The sequence below is a fragment of the Paraburkholderia guartelaensis genome (assembly GCF_004353905.1).
Lineage (GTDB): Bacteria > Pseudomonadota > Gammaproteobacteria > Burkholderiales > Burkholderiaceae > Paraburkholderia > Paraburkholderia guartelaensis.
In genome coordinates this window covers 203,710-226,969 of sequence record NZ_SMOD01000005.1, presented here as the reverse complement: position 1 = coordinate 226,969, position 23,260 = coordinate 203,710, and the positions used below count along the sequence as shown (strand labels likewise).

Genomic DNA, 23,260 nt, shown 5'->3' with positions numbered 1-23,260 from the left:
GCGCCTTCTTTCATCATCTCAAGCCGTTACTGCGCGACGAACTTGAAATCGACCGGCGAGCCGATATCGATGCGCTTCGGGTTCGGCTCCAGCAAACCCGTCTGCTGATCGCGGCGGAACACGTAGGCGGTATCGCTGTTCTGGTTGCCGACGATGAGCCATTGTCCGGTCGGATCGATCGCGAACTCGCGCGGCGACTTGCCGAGGCTCGACTGGCGCCCCACGCGCTTGAGCTTGCCGCTCTCGCCATCGACAGCGAAGATCGAAATGTCGTTGGCGTCGCCGCGATTGGAAACGTAGAGGAACTTGCCGTCCGGCGACAGATGGAGCGCCGCCGCGCCCTGCGTCCCCTTGAAGCCCGGCTCCGCCAGCTTCTCCACTTGTTCCAGCTTCATGTGGCCATCGTGATACGCAAACACCGTCACGGTGGCGGCCAGCTCGCTCGTGAGATACGCGTGGCGGCCGTCATTGCCGAAGATCAGGTGACGCGGACCACTGCCTGACTTCACATCGGTATAACGCCACTCGGTCGGGCTCACGAGGCCGCGGCTGCCGTCCGGCGTATAGAGATAAGTCCAGAGCTTGTCAGTGCCGAGATCCTGGGTGAAGAGATAGTGCCCATCCGGCGAAAACACCGTCGAGTGCACGTGCGCGTTGTCCTGACGTCCCTTCACGGGGCCGCCGCCCTCGTGGTGCACGGTGAGCACGGATTCGCCCAGTTTGCCGTCCTGCTGCACGGGCAGGACTGCGAAGCTGCCGCCCGGGTCGGCGGCAACCGAGTAGTTCGCCACGAACAGATAGCGCCCATCCGGCGAGAGGCTCAGGTAGCACGGATCGTTGCCCTGCGCCGACACCTTGTTGAGAAACGTGAGCTGACCGCTTGCGGCATCGAAGCCGAACGCGCTCACGTCGCCGCGCAAGCTGGCGGGACCGTTGTCGCCCGGCAGCTCGTTGACCGCATAGACGAAGCGGTTGTCCTTGCTCACCACGAGAAACGACGGGTTCACCGTCTTCGCCACGCTGACCGGCTGCATATCGCCAGTCTGCGTATCGAAGTGGTAGACGTAGAGGCCCTCGCTCTTGCCGCCCGTATAGGTGCCGACGATCAGGTTGTAGACACCGCCCGCGGGCGCAGTCGTGGATGCGGATTGCGCGAACGCATGCGTCGCGGCGACGGAAGCCATGATGACAACACCTTTGATGAGCTGGGTGAGGAGATGCGCAGTTCGGCGCTCAGTCCGGCGCGATCGGGAAAGGCTACCTGAATGGGCGGATAAGTGGGCCGATGAGCGGGAGGGCGTGGGCACGGCGTTTGCGGCGGCACGGCGAAGGAACATGTCGACCTCCTTTTTCTTGTCGATGCAGGGGAGCGGGTCGGCCCTCGTCGCAATGCCGAGCGTATTCGTCCCGCTTTCGTCTGATACATGGGACACCGGCCCAGTATAGGAGAGGTCGCGAGCGCCCGCCCCGCAAGCGCGCAGCGGGCGAGTCCGGGCCAAAGTCGACGCAACAACAAGCAACAAAGGCATCAACACCAAGGTTCGAAACCCGCCGCAACCAGGGAGCCGTCATGAACATTCACGTCGCCATCGGGCCGCTCGTCGCGCTCATCGCAGGCATTCTGATTCTCGCCGTGCCGCGTCTGCTCAATTACATCGTCGCGTTGTATCTGATCATCATCGGGATCATCGGACTCTTCGGCGTGGGGGGGCACCTGTGACCCGTTCAGGTCACGCCCGACGGCGTTTGTTGACGCAGGCGAGATGAGTATTTGCACGTGCTGCCGCGCAAAACGCATTGCGCAGGCGGCCCCGCTGCCACTACTCTTGTGCGTGCATGCCGCCCCGCTGCGGCAAGCGGCTTTCGTTTTCGAGCAACGCTGTCAATCTGCTTACTATGCCCGCACCCATTGAAGACTACGCATTGATCGGCGACGGCCACACGGCCGCGCTCGTTTCCCGCGCCGGATCCATCGACTGGCTCTGCTGGCCGCGCTTCGACTCCGGCGCCTGCTTCGCCGCCCTCCTCGGCACCGAGGAGAACGGCCGCTGGCTCATCGCGCCCGCGCAGCCCGAAGACGGCGCGAAAGTCGAGATCAAGACCACTCGCCGCTATCGAGGCGACACGCTGATCCTCGAAACCGACTTCGAAACACCCGAAGGCGCGGTGACGCTCATCGACTTCATGCCGCCCGGCAACGGCTGGTCCGAACTCGTGCGCATCGTGGTGGGCCGGCGCGGCACCGTGCGCATGGAGAGCCAGCTCGTGCTGCGCTTCGACTACGGCTTTTCGGTGCCGTGGGTGAGCCGCCTCACCTACGAGAGCGGCATCAAGGCCACCGTGGGCCCGGACACGGTCGTGCTGCGCACGCCTGTGGACCTCCAGGGCGAGAACATGCACACGGTGGCGCAGTTCGACGTGAAGGAAGGCGAACGCGTGCCGTTCTCGCTTTCGTATGCGGCCTCGCACCTGCGTCTGCCGCCGCCGCGCGACCCGTTCACGGCGCTTGCGCGCACGGAAAACTTCTGGACCGAATGGGCCTCGCGCAGCACCGTGGAAGGCCGCTGGGCCGAACCCATCCGCCGCTCGCTCATCACGCTCAAGGCGCTGGCCTACGAGCCCACCGGCGGTATCGTTGCGGCGCCCACCACGTCGCTGCCCGAACAGCTGGGCGGCACACGCAACTGGGACTACCGCTACTGCTGGCTGCGCGACGCGACCATCACCCTGCTCGCAATGATGCGCGGCGGCTACTACGACGAGGCGCGCGCCTGGCGCGCATGGCTCGGCCGCGTGATGGCGGGCTCGCCTTCGCAGTTGCAGATCATGTATGGGCTCGCCGGCGAGCGCCGCCTGCCCGAATTCGAACTCGACTGGCTGCCCGGCTACGAAGGCGCGAAACCGGTACGCGTGGGCAACAACGCGGTCGGCCAGCTTCAGCTCGACGTGTACGGCGAAGTGATGAACGCGCTGCACCTCGCGCGCGTGGGCGGCTTGCAGGCCGACGACACCGCATGGTCGATCCAGTGCGCGATGCTCGAACACCTGGAGACGATCTGGATGAAGCCCGACGAGGGCATCTGGGAAACGCGCGGCGGCCGCCAGCATTTCACGTTCTCGAAGGTGATGGCGTGGGTCGCCTTCGACCGCGCGATCAAGTCGGCGGAAAAATTCGATCTGCCGGGGCCGCTCGATCACTGGCGCGAACTGCGCTCGACGATCCACGCGACCATTTGCGAGCGCAGCTTCAACAAGGATCTGAATTCCTTCACGCAGATCTACGGCGGCACCGATCTCGACGCGAGCCTGCTGCTCATGCCGCTGGTCGGCTTCCTGCCCGCGGCAGATCCGCGCATCGCCGGCACGGTCGCGGCGATCGAGCGCGATCTGATGTGTGAAGGTTTTGTGATGCGCTACCGCACCACCGAATTCAACGATGGACTGCCGCCGGGCGAAGGCACCTTCCTTGCGTGCAGCTTCTGGATGGTCGACAACCTGGCCCTGCAAGGCCGCATGGACGACGCACGCCGCATGTACGAGCGCCTGCTTTCGCTCGCCAACGACGTGGGATTGCTCGCCGAGGAATATGACCCCATTGCGGGGCGTCTGGTCGGCAACTTCCCGCAGGCGTTCTCGCATGTGGCGCTCGTGCATACGGGCCTGAACCTCATGCGGCACGAGCAGGAGATGGCGAAGGAGACGGGGCACCCCGCGGTCGACGGCGCGTCGGCCGAGCCAGCTGTTGCATCCGCATCGTAAATGTTCGAAAGCGCCTGGACGTTTTCGCGGGCTGAGGTACACTAGGAATGCTGCGTTGCACAACAGCCGGACGGAATAGTGCCGTCCGCGCCGCCTGGCAACGGGGCGAAACGCGTGTGCCGCCTTGCAGCGCGCTTGCAGCCACGAGCTGCGAACGCATGCAGGTCTGCCCGCGCTAAAGCCCTCCGGGCAGCGGCCGATAAACAACCTGACTGACCGACCAACCTTGCCGGCCCGCATCTGCTCCGCGCCTCACCCGCGCGCGACCCGGGTGCGAACCGCTCCTTGAAGATGCCGGAGCGCCCATGCTCTATCAAATCCGTGAATTCCAGCGTGCATTACTCAGCCCGCTGACCGCCTGGGCCCAGGCCGCCTCGAAATCGTTCTCGAATCCGACGAGCCCGTTTTCACTCGTGCCGGGCGCCACGCGCTTTGCCGCAGGCTACGAACTGCTCTATCGCCTTGGCAAGGACTACGAGAAGCCGGAGTTCAACCTTCGCCAGATCGTGAAGGACGGCTTCAATATTCCTATCGTCGAGCAGACCATCATCGAGAAGCCGTTTTGCCGTCTGCTGCGCTTCAAGCGCTACGCCGACGACACCGGCGCCGTGGCCGCGCTGAAGGACGAGCCTGCCGTGCTCGTATGCGCGCCGCTCTCGGGCCACCACGCCACGCTCCTGCGCGACACCGTGCGCACGCTGCTGCAGGACCACAAGGTGTACATCACCGACTGGGTCGACGCGCGCATGGTGCCGCTCGAAGCCGGTCCGTTCCATCTCGACGACTACGTTGCGTATATTCAGGAATTCATCCGCCACATCGGCGCGAAGAATCTGCACGTGCTGTCGGTTTGTCAGCCTACGGTGCCCGTGCTCGCGGCCATCTCGCTGATGGCGAGCCGCGGCGAAGACACCCCGCTCACGATGACGATGATGGGCGGCCCGATCGACGCGCGCCGCAGCCCCACCGCCGTCAACTCGCTCGCCACCGAACATTCGCTCGACTGGTTTGCGAACAACGTGATCCACACCGTGCCGGCGAACTATCCGGGCGAAGGCCGCGAGGTGTATCCGGGCTTCCTGCAGCACGCAGGTTTCGTCGCGATGAATCCGGGCCGTCACACCACGGCGCACTGGGACTTCTACAAGAGCCTGCTGCGCGGCGACGAAGAGGACGCCGAAGCACATCGCCAGTTCTACGACGAATACAACGCGGTGCTCGACATGGCCGCCGAGTATTATCTCGAGACCATCCGCACCGTGTTCCAGGATTTCAGCCTCGCTGAAGGCACGTGGGACGTGGCCGGCGAGCGCGTGCGCCCGCAGGATATTCGCGACACCGCGCTCTTCACGATCGAAGGCGAGCTCGACGACATTTCGGGTGCGGGCCAGACGCGCGCCGCGCACGACCTGTGCACGGGCATTCCCGAGGCGGACAAGCATCATCTGACTGCCGAGAAATGCGGCCACTACGGCATCTTCTCGGGCCGTCGCTGGCGCACGATCATCTATCCGCAACTGCGCGACTTCATCCGCCAGCACCAGCAGGCCGCTGCCCACACGGGCAAGGAAACGTCTGCCCGCGGCCGCTCGGCCCAGGGCGCTGTCGCCTGACGAAGGCTCGCGCTCTATTCGAGCGCAAGCAGTACACGCCAGCAGCAAAATCCGCGCGCCGTCCCAGGACGGCGCGCGGCGTTTGTGGAGCGTGAAACGACCTGGCGAACTCGCCGCGTGCGAGTCGTGCGCTACTTGCGCATGAGATACGCGAGCAGCATCTCCGTGTTGAGCTGAATGACTTCCGCGCGCTCGGCAGTCGTGCTGAAGTCGCGACCGAGCGTGGCGTTGAGCGTATAGCGGTTCGAGACGATGTAGTAGCCCATGCCCGAAAGCGTCACATAAAGACGCAACGGATCGATGCTCGGGCGGAACAGTCCCGCAGATTCACCGCGCGTGAGAATCGAACCGAGCGTCGCCACGATCGGCGAGATCATCTCGCGAATTCGTGTGGACTTCTGCATATATCGCGCCTCATGCAGATTCTCGTTGTTCACGAGCCGCAGCAGTTCGGGATTGTCGCGATAGTAGTCCCACACGAAATGCGCGAGCCGCGTGATCGCCTCGACGGGCGCAAGCCCCGAGAGATCGAGCGCGCGTTCGGCTTCATTGAGCGCGCCGAATGCGTGTTCGAGGACGGCTGTGAACAGTTGCTCCTTGCTGCCGAAGTAGTAATAGAGCATGCGCTCATTGGTTTCCGCGCGTCGCGCGATCTGGTCGACGCGTGCGCCGAACAGGCCGCCATTGGCGAATTCTTCCGCCGCGGCGAGCAGAATACGGCGGCGTGTGCCTTCAGGATCTCTTTTGATTTTTGGCTGATTCATGGTGGCAGGATCTCGTTAAGCCGCGTTGTCCGGTTTACGTTGTCGGGCAATACCGCGCCGGGCCTCTCCTCGCCCTGGTATCGACAACGTTGTGCGGGGCGCGCCAGGTTAATGGACAGACACCCTCCGACCTACGGTCTTGCGTTCCTTCTTGTTTGTTTGATGTCGTTGCGAGCCGACATCGTTCTTCCCCCTGTCTGCTTCGTGCGAAGCACGTCGCCTGCCGTGCCCAACATGTACCGCTTACGTCTATTGATTTCCCCTGGACTGCACGGTGCTTCGCATTAAGCGCTTTGATTATGGCACATGGCCCGCCGATGGCAATGCGGGAAATCGGCGATAATGCAGGCTTTGGCGCTGTGCGTGTGCGCCCTACCAGCCCAGGTGCAAAACCCCGCGCACCCAAGGTCGCGCCACCGCCCGCCCCGCCCCGATGTAGCGAACGTGAACGATCCCAAAACACTCGCAGATCGCATCGAAGATCTGCTGCCCCAGACCCAATGCACGAAGTGCGGCTATGACGGCTGCCGGCCCTATGCCGAAGCCGTCGCCGCCGGCACCGCCAACTACAACCAGTGCCCGCCCGGCGGCCTGGAAGGCGTTGAGCGCCTCGCGAAACTGCTCGGCAAACCCGTCATCCCGATCAACCCTGACAATGGCGCGGAGCGTCCGCGTCCGGTCGCGTTCATCGACGAACAACTGTGCATCGGCTGCACGCTGTGTATGCAGGCGTGTCCCGTCGACGCGATCGTGGGTGCGCCCAAGCAGATGCACACCATCGTCAAGGATCAGTGCACGGGTTGCGACCTGTGCGTCGCGCCCTGCCCGGTCGACTGCATCGCAATGATTCCCGTTACGGGCGAAGCAACCGGCTGGGACGCATGGACGCAGCAGCAGGCCGACGAAGCCCGCGTGCGCCATGACCGGCGCGCAGCGCGCCAGGCCGCCGAACGCAATGCGGCCGAGGCGCGCGCCGCTGCACGCCGCGCCGCCACGAGTGCGCCGCAGGCCCAGGCAGCGCAGGACGCCGCGGTGCAAGCGAGCGCCGCGCAACCGGCAGGCTCCCCCGCCGATGACGCCGAAGCGAAGAAGAAAGCGATCATCCAGGCCGCGCTCGAACGGGCGCGCCGCAAGAAGGCGGAATTGGCCGAACAGGGTGTGGGACCGCGCAACGTCGAGCACGTGAGCGCCGATGTGCAGGCGCAGATCGATGCCGCAGAGGCGCGCCGCAAGCGTATCGGTATCGAATCAGACGCGTCGGACTCATCGCCCGACGACGACAAGTCCGCGCAATAGCGCTCCGCACCGCAAAGGCCCCACGCACAACGAGCATGAATGCCACCAAGCGCCGCGCCATCTACGAAACGCTGCAAAGCCTCAACCCGCATCCCACTACCGAGCTGGAATTCAACACGCCGTTCGAACTCCTGATCGCCGTGATGCTTTCCGCGCAGGCCACCGACGTTTCGGTGAACAAGGCCATGCGCCGGATGTTTCCGGTCGCGAATACGCCGGAAACTGTGCTCGCGCTGGGCGAGGAAGGGGTGGCCGATTACATCAAGACGATTGGCCTTTATCGCACCAAGGCCAAGAACGTCATTGCGACGTGCCGCATTCTCATCGAGCAATACGGCAGCGAGGTGCCGCCCACGCGCGAGGCGCTCGAAGCCCTGCCCGGCGTCGGACGCAAGACCGCGAACGTCGTGCTCAACACGGCCTTCGGTCAACCGACCATTGCCGTCGACACGCATATCTTTCGGGTTGCGAACCGAACGGGGCTCGCGCCCGGCAAGGACGTACGCGCCGTCGAAACCGCGCTCGAAAAATTCACGCCGCCCGAGTTCCTCCAGGACGCGCATCACTGGCTCATCCTGCATGGCCGCTATGTGTGCAAGGCACGCCGGCCAGAATGCTGGCATTGCGTGATCGAGCCGCTGTGCGAGTTCAAGCCGAAGACGCCGCCGCCGGAGCTCTGAGCGAGCGCGAGCGCCCGGAAGTAAAATGATCGAGACCGATGTCGCAGCACGACGCTGCACGAATTAGCGCCTCACCAATACGACCGACCCAAGATGTTCAATCCCAGCCGCGACGAAGTCCGCCGCTTTTTCACCGAGACCTGGCGCAAGCAGCGCGCGGGTGAAATCCTCACGCCGCTAGAGGCGATCGCCGCCGACTGGATCGTCGAGCACCCCGAATATCACGCCGAACTCGCCGACGCCGATGCGGCCGCGGCGCAGGACTACTCGCCCGAACGCGGCCAGAGCAACCCGTTCCTGCATCTGTCGATGCACCTCGCGATCAGCGAGCAGCTTTCGATCGACCAGCCGCCCGGCATCCGCGCCGCGCACGACCGGCTCGCCGCGCGCCTTGGCTCCACGCACGACGCGCAGCACGCGATCATGGAGTGCCTGGGCGAAACGATCTGGGAAGCGCAACGCACGAACATGCCGCCCGACACCGACGCCTATCTCATGCGCATCGAGCGCCGCGCTTCACGCGACTGAATCGCGCCTGAATCACGACTGAAAGCGCAACCGACGCACAGGAAGCCGCAAAAAAACACCCCGCGAACGCCTCGCCGAAAACGAGGCCCACGCGGGGTGTTTCACATGATGCGGCACGCATGGCGCGCCGCGGTCACGCTTACTTCTTGTTGACGAGGTCGCCGCTGAGCGACTCGATGTACGCGGCGAGGTCCTTCATATCGCTCTGCGACAGGCTCTGCACCTGCGCCTGCATGATCGGATTGTTGCGGCCGAGGTGCGGATTGCTCGTGCCCATCTGGTACTGGCGCAGCGCCCAGTAGATGTAGTCGGCGTGCTGGCCGGCGAGCTTCGGATATTCGGGGCTCACGGGCTTGTTCAGGCCCGGACCGTGACAGGCCGCGCAGTTGTGGCTGTCGGCGAGGACCTTGCCGTTGGAGGCGTCGGCCGCGTGCGCGGGATTGAGCGCGAGCGCGGCGGCCAGCGCGAGCCCGGCGCCCGCGAGCTTGATGGTTGCACCGGCAAACGAAGGCATAGCCGTGTAGGGCTTGTTCATGGGTTCTCCACCTGCCGGTTATTTATTCGGATTGTCTTTCGACGCGGCCGTTTGCGACGCATAGTAGGCCGCGATGTCGGCGATGTCCTGTTCGGTGAGCGAGGACGCGATCGCGTGCATCGTCTCGAAGTGCCGGTCGCCCTTCTTGTAGGCGAGCAACGCGTTCATGATGTACTGCGCGTTCTGGCCGCCCAGAATGGGCACGTGGTAGACCTCGGGGTAAGCGGTGCGGTAATCGGGAATACCATGACAGCCGATACACATCGCCACCTTGTCCTGACCCGCCTTCGCGTTGCCCACGATGTCAGCGTGAGCCGTGACCGCGAAGCACGCCAGCATGGTGATTGCACCCGTGATGACGTGCTTGCCGACAATTTTTTTCATAGCATCCAACCTGGCTTGAGGGGATTCGAACGCCCGAACCGCAGGCCACGGCCTGCGCCGCATTACTGCTGTTTTACTTTTGGGGTCGCCGTGCAGGCCGAAAAAAATCGGTCCGAGTATACCGCGACGCCGCGCCGGCCGTCCACCGGCCGCGCCACGCCTGGCGGGCCTCGGAGCGCCTCGCGAGGCCCCGCGACGGGCCCGCGGCGGCCACGCAGCGCCCTGCCGCGCCGCCTCGCCCGCAGACAACCCGGAGGAACCCTGGCACGCGCAACGGACTCGCCGCGCGCCGTCGCGAGACGGCTGGCAGCCCTCGCGACCGTGCCCCAAAGAGCGGACCCAACGATACGCGGTGGCGCGCCGACGCAACACCCCATCTGACTTATACTGGGCTTTTTTCCCAGCGAGCGGATTCACCATGCGCGCCACGCGTTTCGAAGGCTCATCGCAGTACGTCGCCACCGACGACCTCAAACTCGCGGTCAACGCCGCGATCACGCTGAAACGCCCCCTGCTCATCAAGGGCGAGCCCGGCACGGGCAAGACCATGCTGGCCGAAGAAGTGGCCGCGGCGCTGGGTATGCCGCTCATGCAGTGGCACATCAAGTCCACCACGAAGGCGCAGCAAGGGCTCTACGAGTACGACGCGGTCTCGCGCCTGCGCGACTCGCAGCTCGGCGACGAACGCGTGAAGGACATCGCCAACTACATCGTGAAAGGCGTGCTGTGGCAGGCGTTCGAGTCGGAGGAGCAAAGCGTGCTGCTCATCGACGAAATCGACAAGGCCGATATCGAGTTCCCGAACGACCTGTTGCGCGAACTCGACCGCATGGAGTTCTACGTCTACGAGACGCGCCAGCTCATCAAGGCAAAACAGCGTCCGCTCGTCATCATCACGTCGAACAACGAGAAGGAGCTGCCCGACGCTTTCCTGCGCCGCTGCTTCTTCCACTACATCAGCTTTCCCGATCCGGCGACGATGCAACGCATTGTCGAGGTGCACTATCCGGGCATCCGCAAGGAGCTGCTCAACGCGGCCATGGAAAGCTTCTTCGAACTGCGCAACGTCGCGGGACTGAAGAAGAAGCCTTCTACTTCGGAGCTGCTCGACTGGCTCAAGCTCCTGCTGGCCGAAGAGATTCCGCCCTCGGCGCTGCGCGCGGTCGACGGCTCGAAGTCCATGCCGCCGCTCGCCGGCGCGCTGCTCAAGAACGAGCAGGACATGACGCTGTTCGAGCGCCTCATCTACATGAACCGTCACAACCGTTGATAAGGACGCTGCGCGCGAAAGCCGGAGACACCGCATGCTGATCGACTTCTTCTACACGCTGCGCGACGCGAAGCTGCCGGTTTCCGTGAAGGAGTACCTCACGCTCGTCGAAGCGCTCAAGGCGCGCGTGATCGCGCCCTCGCTCGACGACTTCTACTACCTCGCGCGCATGACGCTCGTGAAGGACGAGCAGTACTTCGACCGCTTCGATCAGGCGTTCGGCGCGTATTTTCGCGGCATCGAGAAGAAGTCCGAACTCGCCTTCGAGATTCCCGAAGACTGGCTCAAGAAGCGGCTGGAACGCGACTTCACGCCCGAGCAGCGCGCGCAGATCGAAGCGATGGGCGGCCTCGACAAGCTCATGGAGCGCCTGAAAGAGCTTTTCGAAGAACAGAAAGAGCGCCACGAGGGCGGCAGCAAGTGGATCGGCACGGGCGGCACGTCGCCCTTCGGCCACGGCGGCTATAACCCCGAAGGCATCCGCATCGGCGGCGAAGGCGGCCAGCGCAGCGCCGTGAAAGTGTGGGACGCGCGCGCGTACCGCGATTACGACGACCAGGTCGAAATCGGCACGCGCAATATCAAGGTCGCGTTGCGGCGCCTGCGCCGCTTTGCGCGCGAAGGCGCAGCAGAAGAACTGGACCTCGGCGACACGATCCGCAGCACCGCCGCGAACGCAGGCTGGCTCGACCTCAAGATGGTGCCGGAGCGACACAACAACGTGAAAGTGCTGATGCTGCTCGACGTGGGCGGCTCGATGGACGATCACATCAAACGCACCGAGGAGCTGTTCTCGGCTGCCAAGGCCGAGTTCAAGCATCTTGAGTTCTACTATTTCCACAACTGCGTGTACGACCACCTGTGGAAGAACAACCGCCGCCGCCACGCCGAGCGCACGCCCACGTGGGACCTGCTGCACAAGTTCACGCCGGATTACAAGCTCATTTTCGTGGGCGACGCCACGATGAGCCCGTATGAAGTGCTGCAGCCGGGCGGCTCGGTCGAGTACAACAACCCCGAAGCGGGCGCCGTGTGGCTGCGGCGCCTCGCCGACCAGTTCCCGCATTTCGCCTGGCTCAACCCCGAGCCCGAGCGACTATGGGAGTACCGCCAGTCGGTGTCGATCATCCGCGAGATTCTCGGCCACCGCATGTACCCGCTCACCGTCGCCGGGCTCGAAACGGCCATGCGCGTGCTGAGCAAATAGGCGCCAGCACTCCCGCCCTTTTCCGCTTGTTCGAGGCGGCGCGTGCCTGAAGGTGTCTTCAGGCCGCGCCGCCCGATGCCGTCATACCTAAGCAAAATCTGGAGACCAACCGCATGACCGCCCCCTCTTCCCCCGACCTGCCTGCGGCGTTCAGGCCGGGCCCGCTGCGGCCCTTCGCCGACACCTCGGTCGCCACGATCGTGGCCGGCTTCGTCGCGATGATGACCGGCTACACCAGCTCGCTCGTGCTGATGTTTCAGGCCGGCCAGGCCGCGCATCTGTCCGACGCGCAGATCTCCTCGTGGATCTGGGCGCTCTCCATCGGCATGGCCCTGACCACCATCGGCCTGTCGCTGTGGTTCCGCGCCCCCATCGTGGTCGCGTGGTCCACGCCGGGCGCGGCGCTCCTCATCAGCTCGCTGCCGCACGTGCCGTATGCCGAGGCGATCGGCGCCTATATCGTCTGCGCCGTGCTGCTCACGGCCGTGGGCCTCACCGGCTGGTTCGACACGCTCATGAAGCGCATTCCCGCGGGCATCGCGGCGGCGCTGCTCGCGGGCATCCTGTTCGAGATCGGCATCGAGATCTTCCACGCCGCGCAGGTGCAGACGCCGCTCGTGCTCACGATGTTCTTCGGGTATCTGGTCGTGAAGCGCTTCGTCCCGCGCTACGCGATCGTCGCGACGCTCGTGATCGGCATCGCCGCCGCCGCCGTGCTCGGGCTGCTCGACTTCAGCCACTTCCGCGTGGCGGTGGCCAAGCCCGTGTTCACGATGCCGGCGTTCTCGCTCACGGCGGTGGTGAGCATCGGCATTCCGCTCTTCGTCGTGGCGATGGCCTCGCAGAACGTGCCCGGCATCGCCGTGCTGCGCGCCGACGGCTACGACCACACGGCCGCGCCGTCCTCGCCGCTCATCGCCACCACGGGCTTAGCCTCGCTCGTGCTCGCGCCGTTCGGCTCGCACGGCGTGAACCTCGCGGCCATCACGGCGGCGATCTGCACCGGCCCGCACGCCCACGAGGACCGCACGAAGCGCTATATGGCGGCCGTGTGGTGCGGAATCTTCTACCTGATCGCCGGCACCTTCGGCGCGACTATCGCGGCGCTCTTCGCGGCGTTCCCGCAGGCGCTCGTGGTGTCGATCGCGGCACTCGCGCTGTTCGGCTCGATCATGAGCGGCCTCACCAACGCCATGCAGAACCCCAAGGAGCGCGAAGCTGCGCTCATCACCTTCATGGTGACCGCTTCCGACCTCACGCTGCTCTCCATCGGCGCGGCGTTCTGGGGGCTCGTGGCGGGCGTCATCACGCAATTCGTGCTGAACGCGCGGCGCGCCTGACGCGCGTGAGCCGCCGCCGCGTGCGCCCGCCAGCACCGCTGGCACGGTGTGTGCGGCGCGTTTGCCATGCGCCCTGCCCGCGCGAAACGCAACGCCAAGCGTTTCCGCCATAAAATGATGTTGTGAGCCGCGCCTAAACGCACGGCAAGATGCGCCCCACCCGGCTTCCCGCCCAGTCCGCGCGGGCCGTGCCGGAGAGGTGCAGCGCCTTTCTCGTTCCGCCCGGCGCGCCCCAGGCTTACGCCTGAAGCGCACCGGCCGTTCAACTCTCACCGATGCAGGCGCGCACGCGCCCATAAGGCCTGACATGACTACCGCACTCGACCAGCTCAAGCAGTACACCACCGTCGTCGCCGATACGGGCGACTTCCAGCAATTCGTGCAGTACAAGCCGCAGGACGCGACGACCAACCCGTCGCTGATCCTCAAGGCGGTCCAGAAAGCCGAGTACCGTCCGCTGCTCGAAAAAACCGTGCGCGATCACGCGAGCGAATCGCTCGAGTCGATCATCGACCATCTGCTGATCGCGTTCGGCACCGAAATCCTCAAGATCATTCCGGGCCGCGTCTCGACCGAAGTCGATGCCCGCCTCTCGTTCGATACGAAAAAGTCGATCGACAAGGCGCACCACATCATCGACCTGTACAAGCAGGCCGGCATCGGCCGTGAACGCGTGCTGATCAAGCTCGCCTCCACCTGGGAAGGCATCCGCGCCGCCGAAGCGCTGCAAAAGGATGGCATCCACTGCAACATGACGCTGCTCTTCTCGCTCGCGCAGGCGGCCGCGTGCGCCGAAGCGGGCGCACAGCTCATCTCGCCGTTCGTGGGCCGCATCTACGACTGGTACAAGAAGGCCAAGGGCGCTGACTGGGACGACGCGAAGGACGGCGGCGCAAACGACCCGGGTGTGCAGTCCGTGCGCAAGATCTACGCGTACTACAAGAAGTTCGGCCACAAGACCGAGGTGATGGGCGCGAGCTTCCGCAACACGAGCCAGATCGTCGAGCTGGCCGGCTGCGACCTGCTCACCATCAGCCCGGACCTGCTGCAGAAGCTCCACGACAGCAACGAGAAGGTCGAGCGCAAGCTCTCGCCGGAAGCGTTCAAGGACGCGAAGATCGAGCGCGTGGCCGTGGACGAGCCGTCGTTCCGCTTCCAGCTCAACGACGACGCCATGGCGACCGAGAAGCTCGCCGAAGGCATCCGCGCGTTCGCCGCGGACGCGATCAAGCTCGAAAAGATGATCGAAGAACTGCGCGCGAAGTAATACGCCGGCGCGCCATGCAGCGCGCATTGCTGTATCGATGACCGAGGGCCGCACATGGCGCATGTGCGGCCCTTTGTTTTACGGGGCGGACTGCAACGACCGTTCCCGTCTGCACTCTCGCAAACCCTGACGACACACCGCTCGGTCACGTCATCGCGCGCGCCTAGAATCAGGGCAGCGGCGCAACCCGCCGCGCGATCCGGCCCCGTGCATACCCTCGCATGAAACCGGCCGGCCAACGTCCCGTCCGCAAGGAAACCGACGATGCAAATCCAGCCCTATCTCTTTTACCCCGGCAACTGCGATGAAGCGATCGCGTTCTATGGCGAAGCGCTCGGCGCGAAGGAAGTGATGAAGATGCGCTTCAAGGAAGCGCCGCCGGATCCCGCGCGCCCCATGCCGCCCGAATTCGCCGAAAAGATCATGCACGCGACGCTCCAGATCGGCGACGCGCAGATCATGTTGTCCGACGGCGGCTGCATGACGCAGAACGACAAGTTCCTCGGCTTCGGCGTCTCGCTGACCGGGTCCGACATCGCCACGGCTGAACGCTATTTCAACGCGCTGGCCAAAGGCGGCACGGTCACGATGCCGTTCCAGAAGACCTTCTGGTCGCCCGGCTTCGGCATGCTGACCGACAAGTTCGGCGTGCCGTGGATGGTCTCGGCGCCGCACGACCAACCCGCCTGATCCACCGCCACGACTGGAGGAGCGCGCCCGGCGTCACACCATGCGGTGCGTCGCAGCGCGCTCGATGTTCCAGCGCGGTTCGGTTTCGAGGAGCAGCGCGCGCAGGCGCTCCACCTGCTCCTCCACACGCAGGCTCAGCCAGTAAGGTCCCTGCATCCGCGGCTCGGGGCAGCCCTGCGGCTGCGCCTGTGTGCTTTCCTGGTCGGACTCGGCCGCCCCGTCGCCCCCGCCACTGCCCTCTCCCCGTGCCCCAACCGTGCGCAGCGCCTGCTGCGCTGCCTCCGGGTGACGCCCGCCGCCAAAACGGAGTGCCCGCGCCGTGGCGAGCAGCGCACGGCGCACGGTTTCGCTGCGCTCCGCGAACGCCACGCGCACGAGCGCCTGCTCGTAGCTGCCCGTGCCCGTACAGAGCATTTCCAGCGCGCTCAGGAGCGAGCGATGCAGGCGCTGCACCTGCTCGAGCCGCGCGAGCGGCACGCCGATCTCCTTGGCGACCGAGGGCATCAGCGCGCGCAGTTGCACGAGCCGTGCGTTCAGGCGCATGAAGGTCTGCACCTGCTCGTCGGTGTCGACGTGCACGCCGCCCGCCACCCGCGCGTACACACGCGCGCATTCGCGCAGATTGTCGGCCAGGCTGTAGCGCCACGAATACGTCGCGTGCAGCGGCAAGGCAAACGAAAACACGAGCGCGATGACAATGCCGAGAATCACGTTGAGCGTGCGCCAGAGGCCCGTGTCGATGAGGTTGTCGCCATGTCCCGCAACGATGCACATGGTGATGGCGGCCAGCAACGCGACGTAGCCCGGTTTGCCAATGGCGTAGTAGCCGCAGACGGCGGCGACGAGCGACATCAGCACGTAGGTGAGCCACACGGAACCGGTAATGGCCTGCACGACGATGAGCACGAGCCCGATCACGGCGCCGAGCAGCGTGCCGAGCGCGCGCTCGGCGGCCTTCTTGCGGATGTTGCCCTGGTGCTGCAGCCCGCCGATCACGACGAGCAACGTGACCGACGCCCAGATGCCGTGCGGAATATGGATGCCCGACGTCGCGAGAATCGAGGCGAGCATCGCAAGGCCCACGCGCACGCTGTGTATCACCTTGGCGTTTCGGTAGCGATAGTACGGGGAAGTCAACGCGCGCCACATGCGCGCGAGGCGCGAGCGGCGGCGCGGCGGGCGCAGGCGTTGCGCGCCGCTGCGCCCGCGTCGGGAACGGGAATCGGTTTGAGATGAGGCCATGGCACCGGTTGGACGTGAGCCAGATCAGCAGTCATCGTGCACCAGAAAAACAAATGCCCGCAACTGTGCGTTGCGGGCATCGGATAAAAACTAGCCCGGCGGCATGCGCCGGGCATGAGCGGATCAGCCCTCGACGACGTCGAGATAGTCTTCCGGACGCGTGCGATCCGCGCCCTTTTGCATGCCGACCACATGCACGAGCGCCGAGACGACGATCGCGACCACGAGGTTCACGATCAGCGACCACACCGCGGCGTAGCCCGGAATCGCCATGCCGAACAGGTGGATCGTGAAGATCGAGCCCTTCAACTGCAGCGAGATCGCCATCCACGTGCCCGTGGCAATGCCGGCCGCCCACCCGATCAGCAAACCGCGATAGTCCAGCATGCGCGTGTAGAGACCGAGCACGATGGCGGGCAGCGTCTGGATGATCCAGATACCGCCGAGCAGCTGCAGCTGGATCGCGTACGTGAGCGGCAGGCCCAGGATGAACGCCACCGCGCCGACCTTCACGATCAGCGAGACCAGCTTGGCGATGTTGGTCTCCTGCTCGTGATTCATGTTGCGGTTGATGAACTCCTTGTGGATGTTGCGCGTGTAGAGGTTGGCCGCAGCAATCGACATGATCGCGGCCGGCACCAGCGCGCCGATACCGATGGCCGCGAACGCCACGCCCACGAACCACGACGGGAAGAAGTGCAGGAACAGCGCAGGCACCGCGAAGTTCGGACCAAAGGCCTTGAAGTACGGCGCGAATTCCGGCATGTCCTTCACGCCCGAGGCAAGCGCCATGTAGCCGAGCAGCGCGAGCAGACCGAGCACCAGCGAGTACGCCGGCAGCATCGCCATGTTGCGGCGGATGGTGTTGCCCGACGACGACGACAGGATCGCCGTGACCGAGTGCGGGTACAGGAACAGCGCAAGCGCCGACCCTACCGCCAGTGTCGCGTAGGCGCTATAGCCGTTCAGACTCGTGGCATCCGGCGACTTGAGCAGCAGCTTGGCCGGCGGCACCGCGCCGAAGATGTGGCCGAAGCCGCCCATCTGCGCGGGAATCACGATGATTGCGACGATGATCGTGATGTAGATGAGGATGTCCTTCACCACGGCGATCATGGCCGGCGCGCGCAGGCCCGACGTGTACGTGTACGCGGCGAGAATCGCGAACGCGATGATGAGCGGCAGGTCGCCGACGAAGCCCGTCGTGTCGAAGCCGAGTGCACCGATCACCACTTCGATACCCACCAGTTGCAGCGCGATATACGGCATCGTCGCGACGATGCCCGTCACGGCGATGGCGAGCCCGAGCATGCGGCTGCCGTAGCGCGCGCTCACGAAGTCGGCCGAGGTGACGTATTGATGGCGCTTCGCGACGGCCCAAAGCTTCGGGAACACGACGAACGCGAACGGATAGATCAGGATCGTGTACGGCAGCGCGAAGAAACCCGTTGCGCCCGCACCGAACACGAGCGCCGGCACGGCGACGAAGGTGTACGCGGTGTAGAGGTCACCGCCGAGCAGGAACCAGGTGACGATCGTGCCGAAGCGGCGGCCGCCCAGGCCCCACTCTTCGAGATGCGCGAGATCGCCCTTGCGCCAGCGTGCGGCAAAGAAGCCGAGCACCGTGACGCCGAGGAAGAACAGAATAAAGACTGCGGTTGCTGTGACGTTCATTGCGCGCCCCCTTCATCGCCCTTGTTGCGGGTCTTCGTCTTGAAGTAGACGAGCGCGGTAATGGCAGCGCTGATCAGCACCCAAAGAAGCTGATACCAGTAGAAAAACGGGAAGTCCCACAAAGTGGGCTCGATCTTGTTGTACGACGGCACCCAGATCATCGCGATCCAGGGCAGCAGCAAAAGCCACAGCCAATGCTTGCTTGGTTTTCCGGCGTCGGCGTCGTGAGCCATGACGTCTCCTCGTTGCTTATGTAGTTATGCGGCCTTGCTTTGTCTGCGGTCCGCCGCCCGGCGTGAGGCGGCCGATGGCCTCACAGACGGATAATCCGCAAGGTCCCCGAAAGCGCTGAAAAGAGTATCGAGGCCACGCCGCACGGTCAAGCAGGGCGGACCCCAATTCCGAGGGCGTTGTCAAGAGCCAACGGCTTGCGCCACGTCGTGATAATTGCCCGGAAATGCGCTATGCAGGCGAAAAAAAACCGGCCCTGAAGCCGGTTTTCTGTGCCGCAACGGCGTTGCCGCCGTTCGCGCAGATCAGATCGAGAACGTCGCGCCGTGCTGGCCGCTCGATTCGCGCAGCGCCTTCACCCACTGGTGCGCTGGCAGGCCGAGCTTGCTTTCGAGCAGGCGCGCGCGCTTTTCGAGCGCATCGAAGGTGACTTCGAGCGCCGGGCCCGAGAACGCAAGCGCCACGCGATTGCCTTCGTGCACTTCGGGCAGCGCGATCACGCGGCCTTCGAAGGCTTCGTTCAGGCGCTTCATGTTGCGCACGAAGCTCGGGTGGTCGCCGAACAGATTGATCGTCGCGACGCCGGCATCGGTCAGGCACGCGCGCACGGCGCGGTAGAACGCCACGCTGTCGAGCACCGGACCGCGCGCGGTCGCGTCGTACACGTCGATCTGCAGCGCGCCGATAGTGCCATGATTGGCGCGGTCCTGGACGAAGTCCCACGCGTCGAGCTCGCGCACGGTCAGGCGCGCGTCGTCGTACGGCAGATCGAACATCGTGCGCGCGGCCACCACGACCGCCGGATTCAGTTCGATCGCCTCGACCTTCGCGGGACGCAGATAGCGGTGCGCGAACTTGGTGAGCGCGGCGGCGCCCAGGCCCAGTTGCACGATGCGCTCGGGCGTGGCGAGGAACAGCAGCCAGGCCATCATCTGCTGCGCGTATTCCAGTTCGATGTGCAGCGGCTTCGCCAGACGCATCGCGCCCTGCACCCACTCCGTACCGAAGTGCAGATAGCGCACACCGTTCTCTTCCGAGAACGTGACCGGCGCGAAACGCGGCTTGCGCGGCGCTTCGATGACCGGCGCGTTGTCGAGGTCGTCGGCGGCAGCGGCAGCGGCTGCGCGGCGCGGGCGCTTCGTGACCTTCGCGGTCTGGCTCGCAGTCTCGTCCGATTGCGTCGCGTTGGCGGTTTGCTTGAATGCGCGGGCCTCGGCGGAGGCGCGCTTGATGAGAGTCGTCATGTAGAAAATCGCTTGCTGTGGGGGCGCAAATGCAGGTGCATTTACTCAGGCGACCGAGAGCATAGCATTCGCGGCGCTTCAGGCCTGATTTGGCAGGCACTTCGAGCGCCTCGCCCGTACGCCGTGCGAGTCAATGGCTGCCGTCAGCGCGCCCCTCGCCGTTGCCCACGCCATCGATTCCGGGCTGCCCCGGCTGCAACGCCAGTGGATTGACCCGTGCAGGATGGAAATGCATGTCGATGCGCGCGATGTGCAGCGCCTGCGGTACGGCAGGCAGCGGCGCGGCGGCGTCGATCGCGCGCTCGACGGCGTAGTCGTAGTCATCGTTGCCACTCGAACGCAGCAGCTTCACCGAGACGATGGAGCCATCCGACGCGGCGCGAATCGACACGATGGCTTCCGTATCCGCCGGTATCTTCTTCGGATTGACGAACATGTTGCCGCCCAGCTTGCAGCCCACGTAGCGCTTCCACTGCCAGGAACTCAAGGTGGTTTCCGTAGGCGGCGCGAAACCCAGCGTCGCGACGGCCGCGAGGCAGCGGTTCATGACCATCTGCGGCGAAGGGCGCACGTGCGGCCCCACTTGCGATACGTCGTCCGAAGCGCAGGCGCCCAGCATGAGCGTCATGGGTAAAACGATCAGGGGCAGGCGTTTCTTGTTCATTATGGTCTCGTGTCCCGGCGGGATGAGCGCGCGCCGCGGCGTGCGCGGGACCATGCTAGCGCGGCGAGTTTGCAGCGCGCTTACGTTTGTGTGCGCCAGCACTCATAGGCGCATCGGGGTCGCCCACGAACGTCTTCAATACGCGCCATTGCACGACTAACAACCCAGGACTACTGGCGTGTAGCGGCATCGTCATGCACGACGCATACACACGGCAAGCGCGCAGTCTCGCAGACTCAAGATTGGCAGTTCAGCGCCGATATTCCTCCAGGAGACCAAAACTGATCCGGCGCACAAGACCGAAAGTCTCCGTGGCAGCAGAGTTCCGCAATCACAAGGTAAAACAAATATGTTCAACACCGTGCGAACCATCGGCGTGATCACGCCGCTCCTGTTTCTGACCGCATGTGCTGTGGTCGCTCCGCCGTACTCCCCCGACGTCGACAATATCCAGTCGCTCAAGAACGTGACCGCAGCGCACGCGAAAGTCGGCGCATTCGATTCCCAGGCGGACGTGAAAAATCCGTATCCGGTTCCCTTGCGGGCAAATAGCTTGAAGTCGCCCGTCGGCAATTCATTCGGCGCCTATCTTGCCGATGCAATGACGAAAGAATTGCAGATGGCCGGCAAGCTTTCTCCGGAAAGCGATGTCGAGATCAAGGCGACGCTACTGGAAAACGACATCGACGTCGGCGTTGCAACCGGCGGTGCGCGACTGTCGGCACGCTTCATCGTGATGCGATCGGGCAACGTGCGTTATGACCAGGTGAAATCCGCGCACACGCAATGGGATTCGGCGTTCGCGGCCATGATCGCAGTACCGAAGGCGCGCGAAGAATATCCGCTCGCCGTGCAGAAGTTGCTCGGCGAACTCTACGCCGACCCTGCCTTCATTCAGGCAATCCAATAACTCAACCAGACATACAACGGGGAACGAACACCATGACAATGATTCGAATGATCGCGGCGGCCAGCGTGGTCGCCGCACTTTCAGGCTGTGCGCACGAAATTTCGCTGACCGGCGACGCAAGCAAGATTCCGACGCTCTCGACGCAGCCGCTCGACAAGTCCGTGGGTCTCGTCATTACGGATGACGAATTGTCGAAGGAAGTGATCACACCCGGCGGCGGCGGCGACAAGGTGAGCTATCACCCGTATCACGACCTTGAACTGCCGATGTACGTTGGACTCGGTCACGTGTTCAAGAACGTGACCAAGCTCAAGAGCGCACCGGACGCGGCAACGATTCAGGCCAAGCATCTCGACTACGTGATCACGCCGACGATCAAGACGACGTCGTCGTCCCCTAGCATTCTCACCTGGCCGCCCACGGATTTCTCGGTCACGCTTGCCTGCACCGTGACGGACCCGAGCGGCCAGACCGTGACCACAACGGACGTGACGGGAACCGGCCACGCGGAATTTAGTGAGTTCAAGCGTAACTTCAGCCTGGCTGGCCAGCTTGCAACGGCCGACGCGGTGACCAAGTTGCAGTCGGCGCTCGCAACGGCGCCCGAATTGCAGAAGTAACGCTTCGATGGCGCGGCTGGAGCAACCATCCGGCCGCGCACTTTTGCCGTGTATCGACAGGCGCAGCGGTCACGGCGAAAGCCACTTGCGCAGCTTCTCCCACTCGCGCAACTTTCCCGCATAGGGCACGGCCGCATACGCCGGGCTGCTCGACGGTAGCTTCACGAGATCGAGCGATACGCGGCTCACCGCCAGCGCCTGCGTGCCGATCTTCGCAGCCGTCCCGCCGTTGAACGCAATACAGGCCAGATTGGGCAGCGTGGCCACCAGCGCCACGAGATCGTTCGCCGCGTGATCGCGAATGCGGCTATCGAGACTGCCTTCGCGTTTCGCTTGCGCAATGACGTCCCACAACCCCACGCGATGCGCGAGCAGCGCTTGCAGCCGCGCTTCGTAGTTCATGCCCGGCAGCGCTTCGCCAATCACCTCGCCGATCAAATGCCAGAACCGGTTCTGCTTATGCGCGTAATACTGCTGATGCGCAAGCGACGCCTCGCCAGGCAAGCTGCCGAGAATGAGCACGCGCGTGTGCGCATCGATAACGGGATCGAAGCAGCGCTTGAAGGTCATGGCAAAAGATGCACGTTCAACGCGGCGCGTGATGCGCGCGCGAGGCGGTGTGATCGAGCGGGCCGCGTTCGCGTCCGAGATGCACGCCGGGTTCTTGCGTCAAAGGTCCCCTTGCAAGGCGCGACCACAGCGAGGGCAGCATGCACTCGGTCACGAGCAGCGGCGCGCCTGCACGCTCGAATACCGAGCGGCGCGCGACGAACGCATGCGGCGCGTACTTAGGCTCGGGCAAGATCTCGCGCACTGAGAGCGCAAAGAGCGGATGCCGGGCGCTCACGCGCCGGCTCACGAGCGCGGAGCGCGCCACACCGCTATCGCTGTAGAGGAGTTCCGCGAGCGGCCGCGTGCGCAAACGGCGCATGGCTTGCCACACGCCTTGACTCGCGGCGAGTGGCGTCACGCTGTGCGCGGCGACGAACGGCACGCCATCGACTTCGAGCACGATCTCGCGCACCCACGCGCGCTCGCGCGGCGCCAGACCTAGCGCGGCGAATTCGTCGGACCAGGGCATATCGACGGCTTCGCGCGTGACCCGCACGATGACGTGGCCGAGTGTGCGCAAATGCGCCGTGAGCGAACCGCCGCGCGTGAGCCAGTCCTTCTGGTCGGCGCTCAAGGCGGGCAAGGGCGTGACGCGCCAGTGCGCGTTAGCGGCATCGAATCGAAGAGGCATGGCGCGCATTATAGGCTGCGAGGATTTCAGTTCGCTGCGAGCGGGGCGCACAAAAGAAAAACCCCTTGCGGCGGGTAGCCGCAAGGGGTGACTGTCATG

General features: G+C 64.6%; 24 protein-coding genes. 13 read left to right on the top strand and 11 right to left on the bottom strand.

Translation table 11 applies throughout. The features are described 5' to 3' along the window. Nucleotides 1-26: 26 nt before the first annotated feature. Nucleotides 27-1,337 carry a lactonase family protein gene (locus tag E1N52_RS08880; RefSeq protein ID WP_205965592.1) on the bottom strand — a complete coding sequence of 437 codons (1,311 nt, stop codon included), beginning with the start codon at nt 1,335-1,337 and terminating at the stop codon, nt 27-29. 233 nt (nt 1,338-1,570) lie between these two features. Here E1N52_RS08880 and E1N52_RS08875 point away from each other — a divergent pair, with 233 nt between their 5' ends. The 3 genes from E1N52_RS08875 (at nt 1,571) to E1N52_RS08865 (ending at nt 5,372) form a co-directional block, all read left to right on the top strand. Beyond that, on the top strand, nt 1,571-1,720 hold the full coding sequence (locus tag E1N52_RS08875) for a DUF3096 domain-containing protein (protein ID WP_091998393.1): 150 nt from the start codon (nt 1,571-1,573) through the stop codon (nt 1,718-1,720). A 176-nt stretch (nt 1,721-1,896) separates the two neighbouring features. After that, nucleotides 1,897-3,759: a glycoside hydrolase family 15 protein gene (locus E1N52_RS08870; RefSeq protein ID WP_133181998.1), complete on the top strand. Its 1,863-nt coding sequence runs from the start codon at nt 1,897-1,899 to the stop codon at nt 3,757-3,759. 305 nt (nt 3,760-4,064) lie between these two features. After that, nucleotides 4,065-5,372: a polyhydroxyalkanoate depolymerase gene (locus E1N52_RS08865; protein ID WP_133181996.1), complete on the top strand. Its 1,308-nt coding sequence runs from the start codon at nt 4,065-4,067 to the stop codon at nt 5,370-5,372. 131 nt (nt 5,373-5,503) lie between these two features. Here E1N52_RS08865 and E1N52_RS08860 read toward each other — a convergent pair whose 3' ends face one another. Next, complete coding sequence (locus E1N52_RS08860; protein ID WP_069265354.1) at nt 5,504-6,136, bottom strand: TetR/AcrR family transcriptional regulator; 633 nt, start codon at nt 6,134-6,136, stop codon at nt 5,504-5,506. A 444-nt stretch (nt 6,137-6,580) separates the two neighbouring features. Between E1N52_RS08860 and rsxB the strand changes: the two genes are divergently transcribed. From rsxB to E1N52_RS08845, 3 genes are all read left to right on the top strand, one after another. After that, complete coding sequence (rsxB, locus tag E1N52_RS08855) at nt 6,581-7,432, top strand: electron transport complex subunit RsxB (RefSeq protein ID WP_133181994.1); 852 nt, start codon at nt 6,581-6,583, stop codon at nt 7,430-7,432. A 35-nt stretch (nt 7,433-7,467) separates the two neighbouring features. Beyond that, on the top strand, nt 7,468-8,112 hold the full coding sequence (gene nth / locus E1N52_RS08850) for an endonuclease III (protein WP_133181992.1): 645 nt from the start codon (nt 7,468-7,470) through the stop codon (nt 8,110-8,112). Nucleotides 8,113-8,205: 93 nt separating this feature from the next. Then, a complete protein-coding gene (locus tag E1N52_RS08845; protein WP_133181990.1) occupies nt 8,206-8,640 on the top strand; it encodes a DUF1841 family protein in 435 nt (144 codons plus the stop codon). Nucleotides 8,641-8,779: 139 nt separating this feature from the next. On the opposite strand, the gene E1N52_RS08840 is transcribed toward E1N52_RS08845, so the two are convergent. Both E1N52_RS08840 and E1N52_RS08835 read right to left on the bottom strand, forming a co-directional pair. Then, nucleotides 8,780-9,175 (bottom strand): c-type cytochrome, encoded by a 396-nt coding sequence (locus tag E1N52_RS08840; RefSeq protein ID WP_408602490.1) that lies wholly within the window; start codon nt 9,173-9,175, stop codon nt 8,780-8,782. Nucleotides 9,176-9,193: 18 nt separating this feature from the next. Further along, nucleotides 9,194-9,559, bottom strand: coding sequence for a c-type cytochrome (locus E1N52_RS08835; RefSeq protein ID WP_069265359.1), 366 nt, complete (start codon nt 9,557-9,559; stop codon nt 9,194-9,196). Nucleotides 9,560-9,977: 418 nt separating this feature from the next. Here E1N52_RS08835 and E1N52_RS08830 point away from each other — a divergent pair, with 418 nt between their 5' ends. The 5 genes from E1N52_RS08830 (at nt 9,978) to E1N52_RS08810 (ending at nt 15,333) form a co-directional block, all read left to right on the top strand. After that, a complete protein-coding gene (locus E1N52_RS08830; protein ID WP_133181988.1) occupies nt 9,978-10,829 on the top strand; it encodes an AAA family ATPase in 852 nt (283 codons plus the stop codon). Nucleotides 10,830-10,863: 34 nt separating this feature from the next. Further along, the gene (locus tag E1N52_RS08825; protein ID WP_133181986.1) at nt 10,864-12,036 is read left to right on the top strand and encodes a vWA domain-containing protein; all 1,173 of its coding nucleotides are present in this window, start codon (nt 10,864-10,866) and stop codon (nt 12,034-12,036) included. 113 nt (nt 12,037-12,149) lie between these two features. Then, nucleotides 12,150-13,376: a benzoate/H(+) symporter BenE family transporter gene (locus tag E1N52_RS08820; protein WP_133181984.1), complete on the top strand. Its 1,227-nt coding sequence runs from the start codon at nt 12,150-12,152 to the stop codon at nt 13,374-13,376. A gap of 307 nt (nt 13,377-13,683) precedes the next feature. Then, a complete protein-coding gene (tal, locus tag E1N52_RS08815) occupies nt 13,684-14,643 on the top strand; it encodes a transaldolase (protein ID WP_133181983.1) in 960 nt (319 codons plus the stop codon). A gap of 264 nt (nt 14,644-14,907) precedes the next feature. Beyond that, nucleotides 14,908-15,333, top strand: coding sequence for a VOC family protein (locus tag E1N52_RS08810; protein WP_133181981.1), 426 nt, complete (start codon nt 14,908-14,910; stop codon nt 15,331-15,333). Between the two features lie 33 nt (nt 15,334-15,366). Here the strand turns inward: E1N52_RS08810 and E1N52_RS08805 are convergent, their stop codons facing one another. The 5 genes from E1N52_RS08805 to E1N52_RS08785 form a co-directional block, all read right to left on the bottom strand. Then, on the bottom strand, nt 15,367-16,482 hold the full coding sequence (locus tag E1N52_RS08805; protein WP_133182179.1) for an FUSC family protein: 1,116 nt from the start codon (nt 16,480-16,482) through the stop codon (nt 15,367-15,369). 216 nt (nt 16,483-16,698) lie between these two features. Then, nucleotides 16,699-18,249 carry a monocarboxylate uptake permease MctP gene (mctP, locus tag E1N52_RS08800; RefSeq protein WP_133181979.1) on the bottom strand — a complete coding sequence of 517 codons (1,551 nt, stop codon included), beginning with the start codon at nt 18,247-18,249 and terminating at the stop codon, nt 16,699-16,701. Next, on the bottom strand, nt 18,246-18,482 hold the full coding sequence (locus tag E1N52_RS08795) for a DUF3311 domain-containing protein (protein ID WP_133181977.1): 237 nt from the start codon (nt 18,480-18,482) through the stop codon (nt 18,246-18,248). The genes mctP and E1N52_RS08795 overlap by 4 nt, the downstream gene beginning before the upstream one ends. 303 nt (nt 18,483-18,785) lie before the next feature. Beyond that, nucleotides 18,786-19,724, bottom strand: a complete 939-nt coding sequence (locus tag E1N52_RS08790; protein WP_133181975.1) for a class I SAM-dependent methyltransferase — start codon at nt 19,722-19,724, stop codon at nt 18,786-18,788. Between the two features lie 130 nt (nt 19,725-19,854). Then, nucleotides 19,855-20,388 (bottom strand): energy transducer TonB, encoded by a 534-nt coding sequence (locus E1N52_RS08785; RefSeq protein ID WP_165979352.1) that lies wholly within the window; start codon nt 20,386-20,388, stop codon nt 19,855-19,857. 349 nt (nt 20,389-20,737) lie between these two features. Here E1N52_RS08785 and E1N52_RS08780 point away from each other — a divergent pair, with 349 nt between their 5' ends. Next, nucleotides 20,738-21,298, top strand: coding sequence for a hypothetical protein (locus tag E1N52_RS08780; protein ID WP_133181971.1), 561 nt, complete (start codon nt 20,738-20,740; stop codon nt 21,296-21,298). A gap of 32 nt (nt 21,299-21,330) precedes the next feature. Next, nucleotides 21,331-21,918, top strand: a complete 588-nt coding sequence (locus E1N52_RS08775) for a hypothetical protein (RefSeq protein ID WP_133181969.1) — start codon at nt 21,331-21,333, stop codon at nt 21,916-21,918. A 69-nt stretch (nt 21,919-21,987) separates the two neighbouring features. On the opposite strand, the gene E1N52_RS08770 is transcribed toward E1N52_RS08775, so the two are convergent. Both E1N52_RS08770 and E1N52_RS08765 read right to left on the bottom strand, forming a co-directional pair. Then, entirely contained in the window at nt 21,988-22,488 is a 501-nt protein-coding gene (locus E1N52_RS08770; RefSeq protein ID WP_133181967.1) for a DNA-deoxyinosine glycosylase, read from the bottom strand. Nucleotides 22,489-22,504: 16 nt separating this feature from the next. After that, complete coding sequence (locus E1N52_RS08765; protein ID WP_133181965.1) at nt 22,505-23,161, bottom strand: chorismate--pyruvate lyase family protein; 657 nt, start codon at nt 23,159-23,161, stop codon at nt 22,505-22,507. Nucleotides 23,162-23,260: the final 99 nt, after the last annotated feature.

Bases quoted from the DNA above. Each gene is read 5' to 3' on its own strand.
- E1N52_RS08880 (WP_205965592.1), bottom strand. From the start codon at position 1,337: ATGTTCCTTCGCCGTGCCGCCGCAAACGCCGTGCCCACGCCCTCCCGC.
- E1N52_RS08875 (WP_091998393.1), top strand. From the start codon at position 1,571: ATGAACATTCACGTCGCCATCGGGCCGCTCGTCGCGCTCATCGCAGGC.
- E1N52_RS08870 (WP_133181998.1), top strand. From the start codon at position 1,897: ATGCCCGCACCCATTGAAGACTACGCATTGATCGGCGACGGCCACACG.
- E1N52_RS08865 (WP_133181996.1), top strand. From the start codon at position 4,065: ATGCTCTATCAAATCCGTGAATTCCAGCGTGCATTACTCAGCCCGCTG.
- E1N52_RS08860 (WP_069265354.1), bottom strand. From the start codon at position 6,136: ATGAATCAGCCAAAAATCAAAAGAGATCCTGAAGGCACACGCCGCCGT.
- nth (WP_133181992.1), top strand. From the start codon at position 7,468: ATGAATGCCACCAAGCGCCGCGCCATCTACGAAACGCTGCAAAGCCTC.
- E1N52_RS08845 (WP_133181990.1), top strand. From the start codon at position 8,206: ATGTTCAATCCCAGCCGCGACGAAGTCCGCCGCTTTTTCACCGAGACC.
- E1N52_RS08840 (WP_408602490.1), bottom strand. From the start codon at position 9,175: ATGAACAAGCCCTACACGGCTATGCCTTCGTTTGCCGGTGCAACCATC.
- E1N52_RS08835 (WP_069265359.1), bottom strand. From the start codon at position 9,559: ATGAAAAAAATTGTCGGCAAGCACGTCATCACGGGTGCAATCACCATG.
- E1N52_RS08830 (WP_133181988.1), top strand. From the start codon at position 9,978: ATGCGCGCCACGCGTTTCGAAGGCTCATCGCAGTACGTCGCCACCGAC.
- E1N52_RS08825 (WP_133181986.1), top strand. From the start codon at position 10,864: ATGCTGATCGACTTCTTCTACACGCTGCGCGACGCGAAGCTGCCGGTT.
- E1N52_RS08820 (WP_133181984.1), top strand. From the start codon at position 12,150: ATGACCGCCCCCTCTTCCCCCGACCTGCCTGCGGCGTTCAGGCCGGGC.
- tal (WP_133181983.1), top strand. From the start codon at position 13,684: ATGACTACCGCACTCGACCAGCTCAAGCAGTACACCACCGTCGTCGCC.
- E1N52_RS08810 (WP_133181981.1), top strand. From the start codon at position 14,908: ATGCAAATCCAGCCCTATCTCTTTTACCCCGGCAACTGCGATGAAGCG.
- E1N52_RS08805 (WP_133182179.1), bottom strand. From the start codon at position 16,482: ATGTGGCGCGCGTTGACTTCCCCGTACTATCGCTACCGAAACGCCAAG.
- mctP (WP_133181979.1), bottom strand. From the start codon at position 18,249: ATGAACGTCACAGCAACCGCAGTCTTTATTCTGTTCTTCCTCGGCGTC.
- E1N52_RS08795 (WP_133181977.1), bottom strand. From the start codon at position 18,482: ATGGCTCACGACGCCGACGCCGGAAAACCAAGCAAGCATTGGCTGTGG.
- E1N52_RS08790 (WP_133181975.1), bottom strand. From the start codon at position 19,724: ATGACGACTCTCATCAAGCGCGCCTCCGCCGAGGCCCGCGCATTCAAG.
- E1N52_RS08785 (WP_165979352.1), bottom strand. From the start codon at position 20,388: ATGAACAAGAAACGCCTGCCCCTGATCGTTTTACCCATGACGCTCATG.
- E1N52_RS08780 (WP_133181971.1), top strand. From the start codon at position 20,738: ATGTTCAACACCGTGCGAACCATCGGCGTGATCACGCCGCTCCTGTTT.
- E1N52_RS08775 (WP_133181969.1), top strand. From the start codon at position 21,331: ATGACAATGATTCGAATGATCGCGGCGGCCAGCGTGGTCGCCGCACTT.
- E1N52_RS08770 (WP_133181967.1), bottom strand. From the start codon at position 22,488: ATGACCTTCAAGCGCTGCTTCGATCCCGTTATCGATGCGCACACGCGC.
- E1N52_RS08765 (WP_133181965.1), bottom strand. From the start codon at position 23,161: ATGCCTCTTCGATTCGATGCCGCTAACGCGCACTGGCGCGTCACGCCC.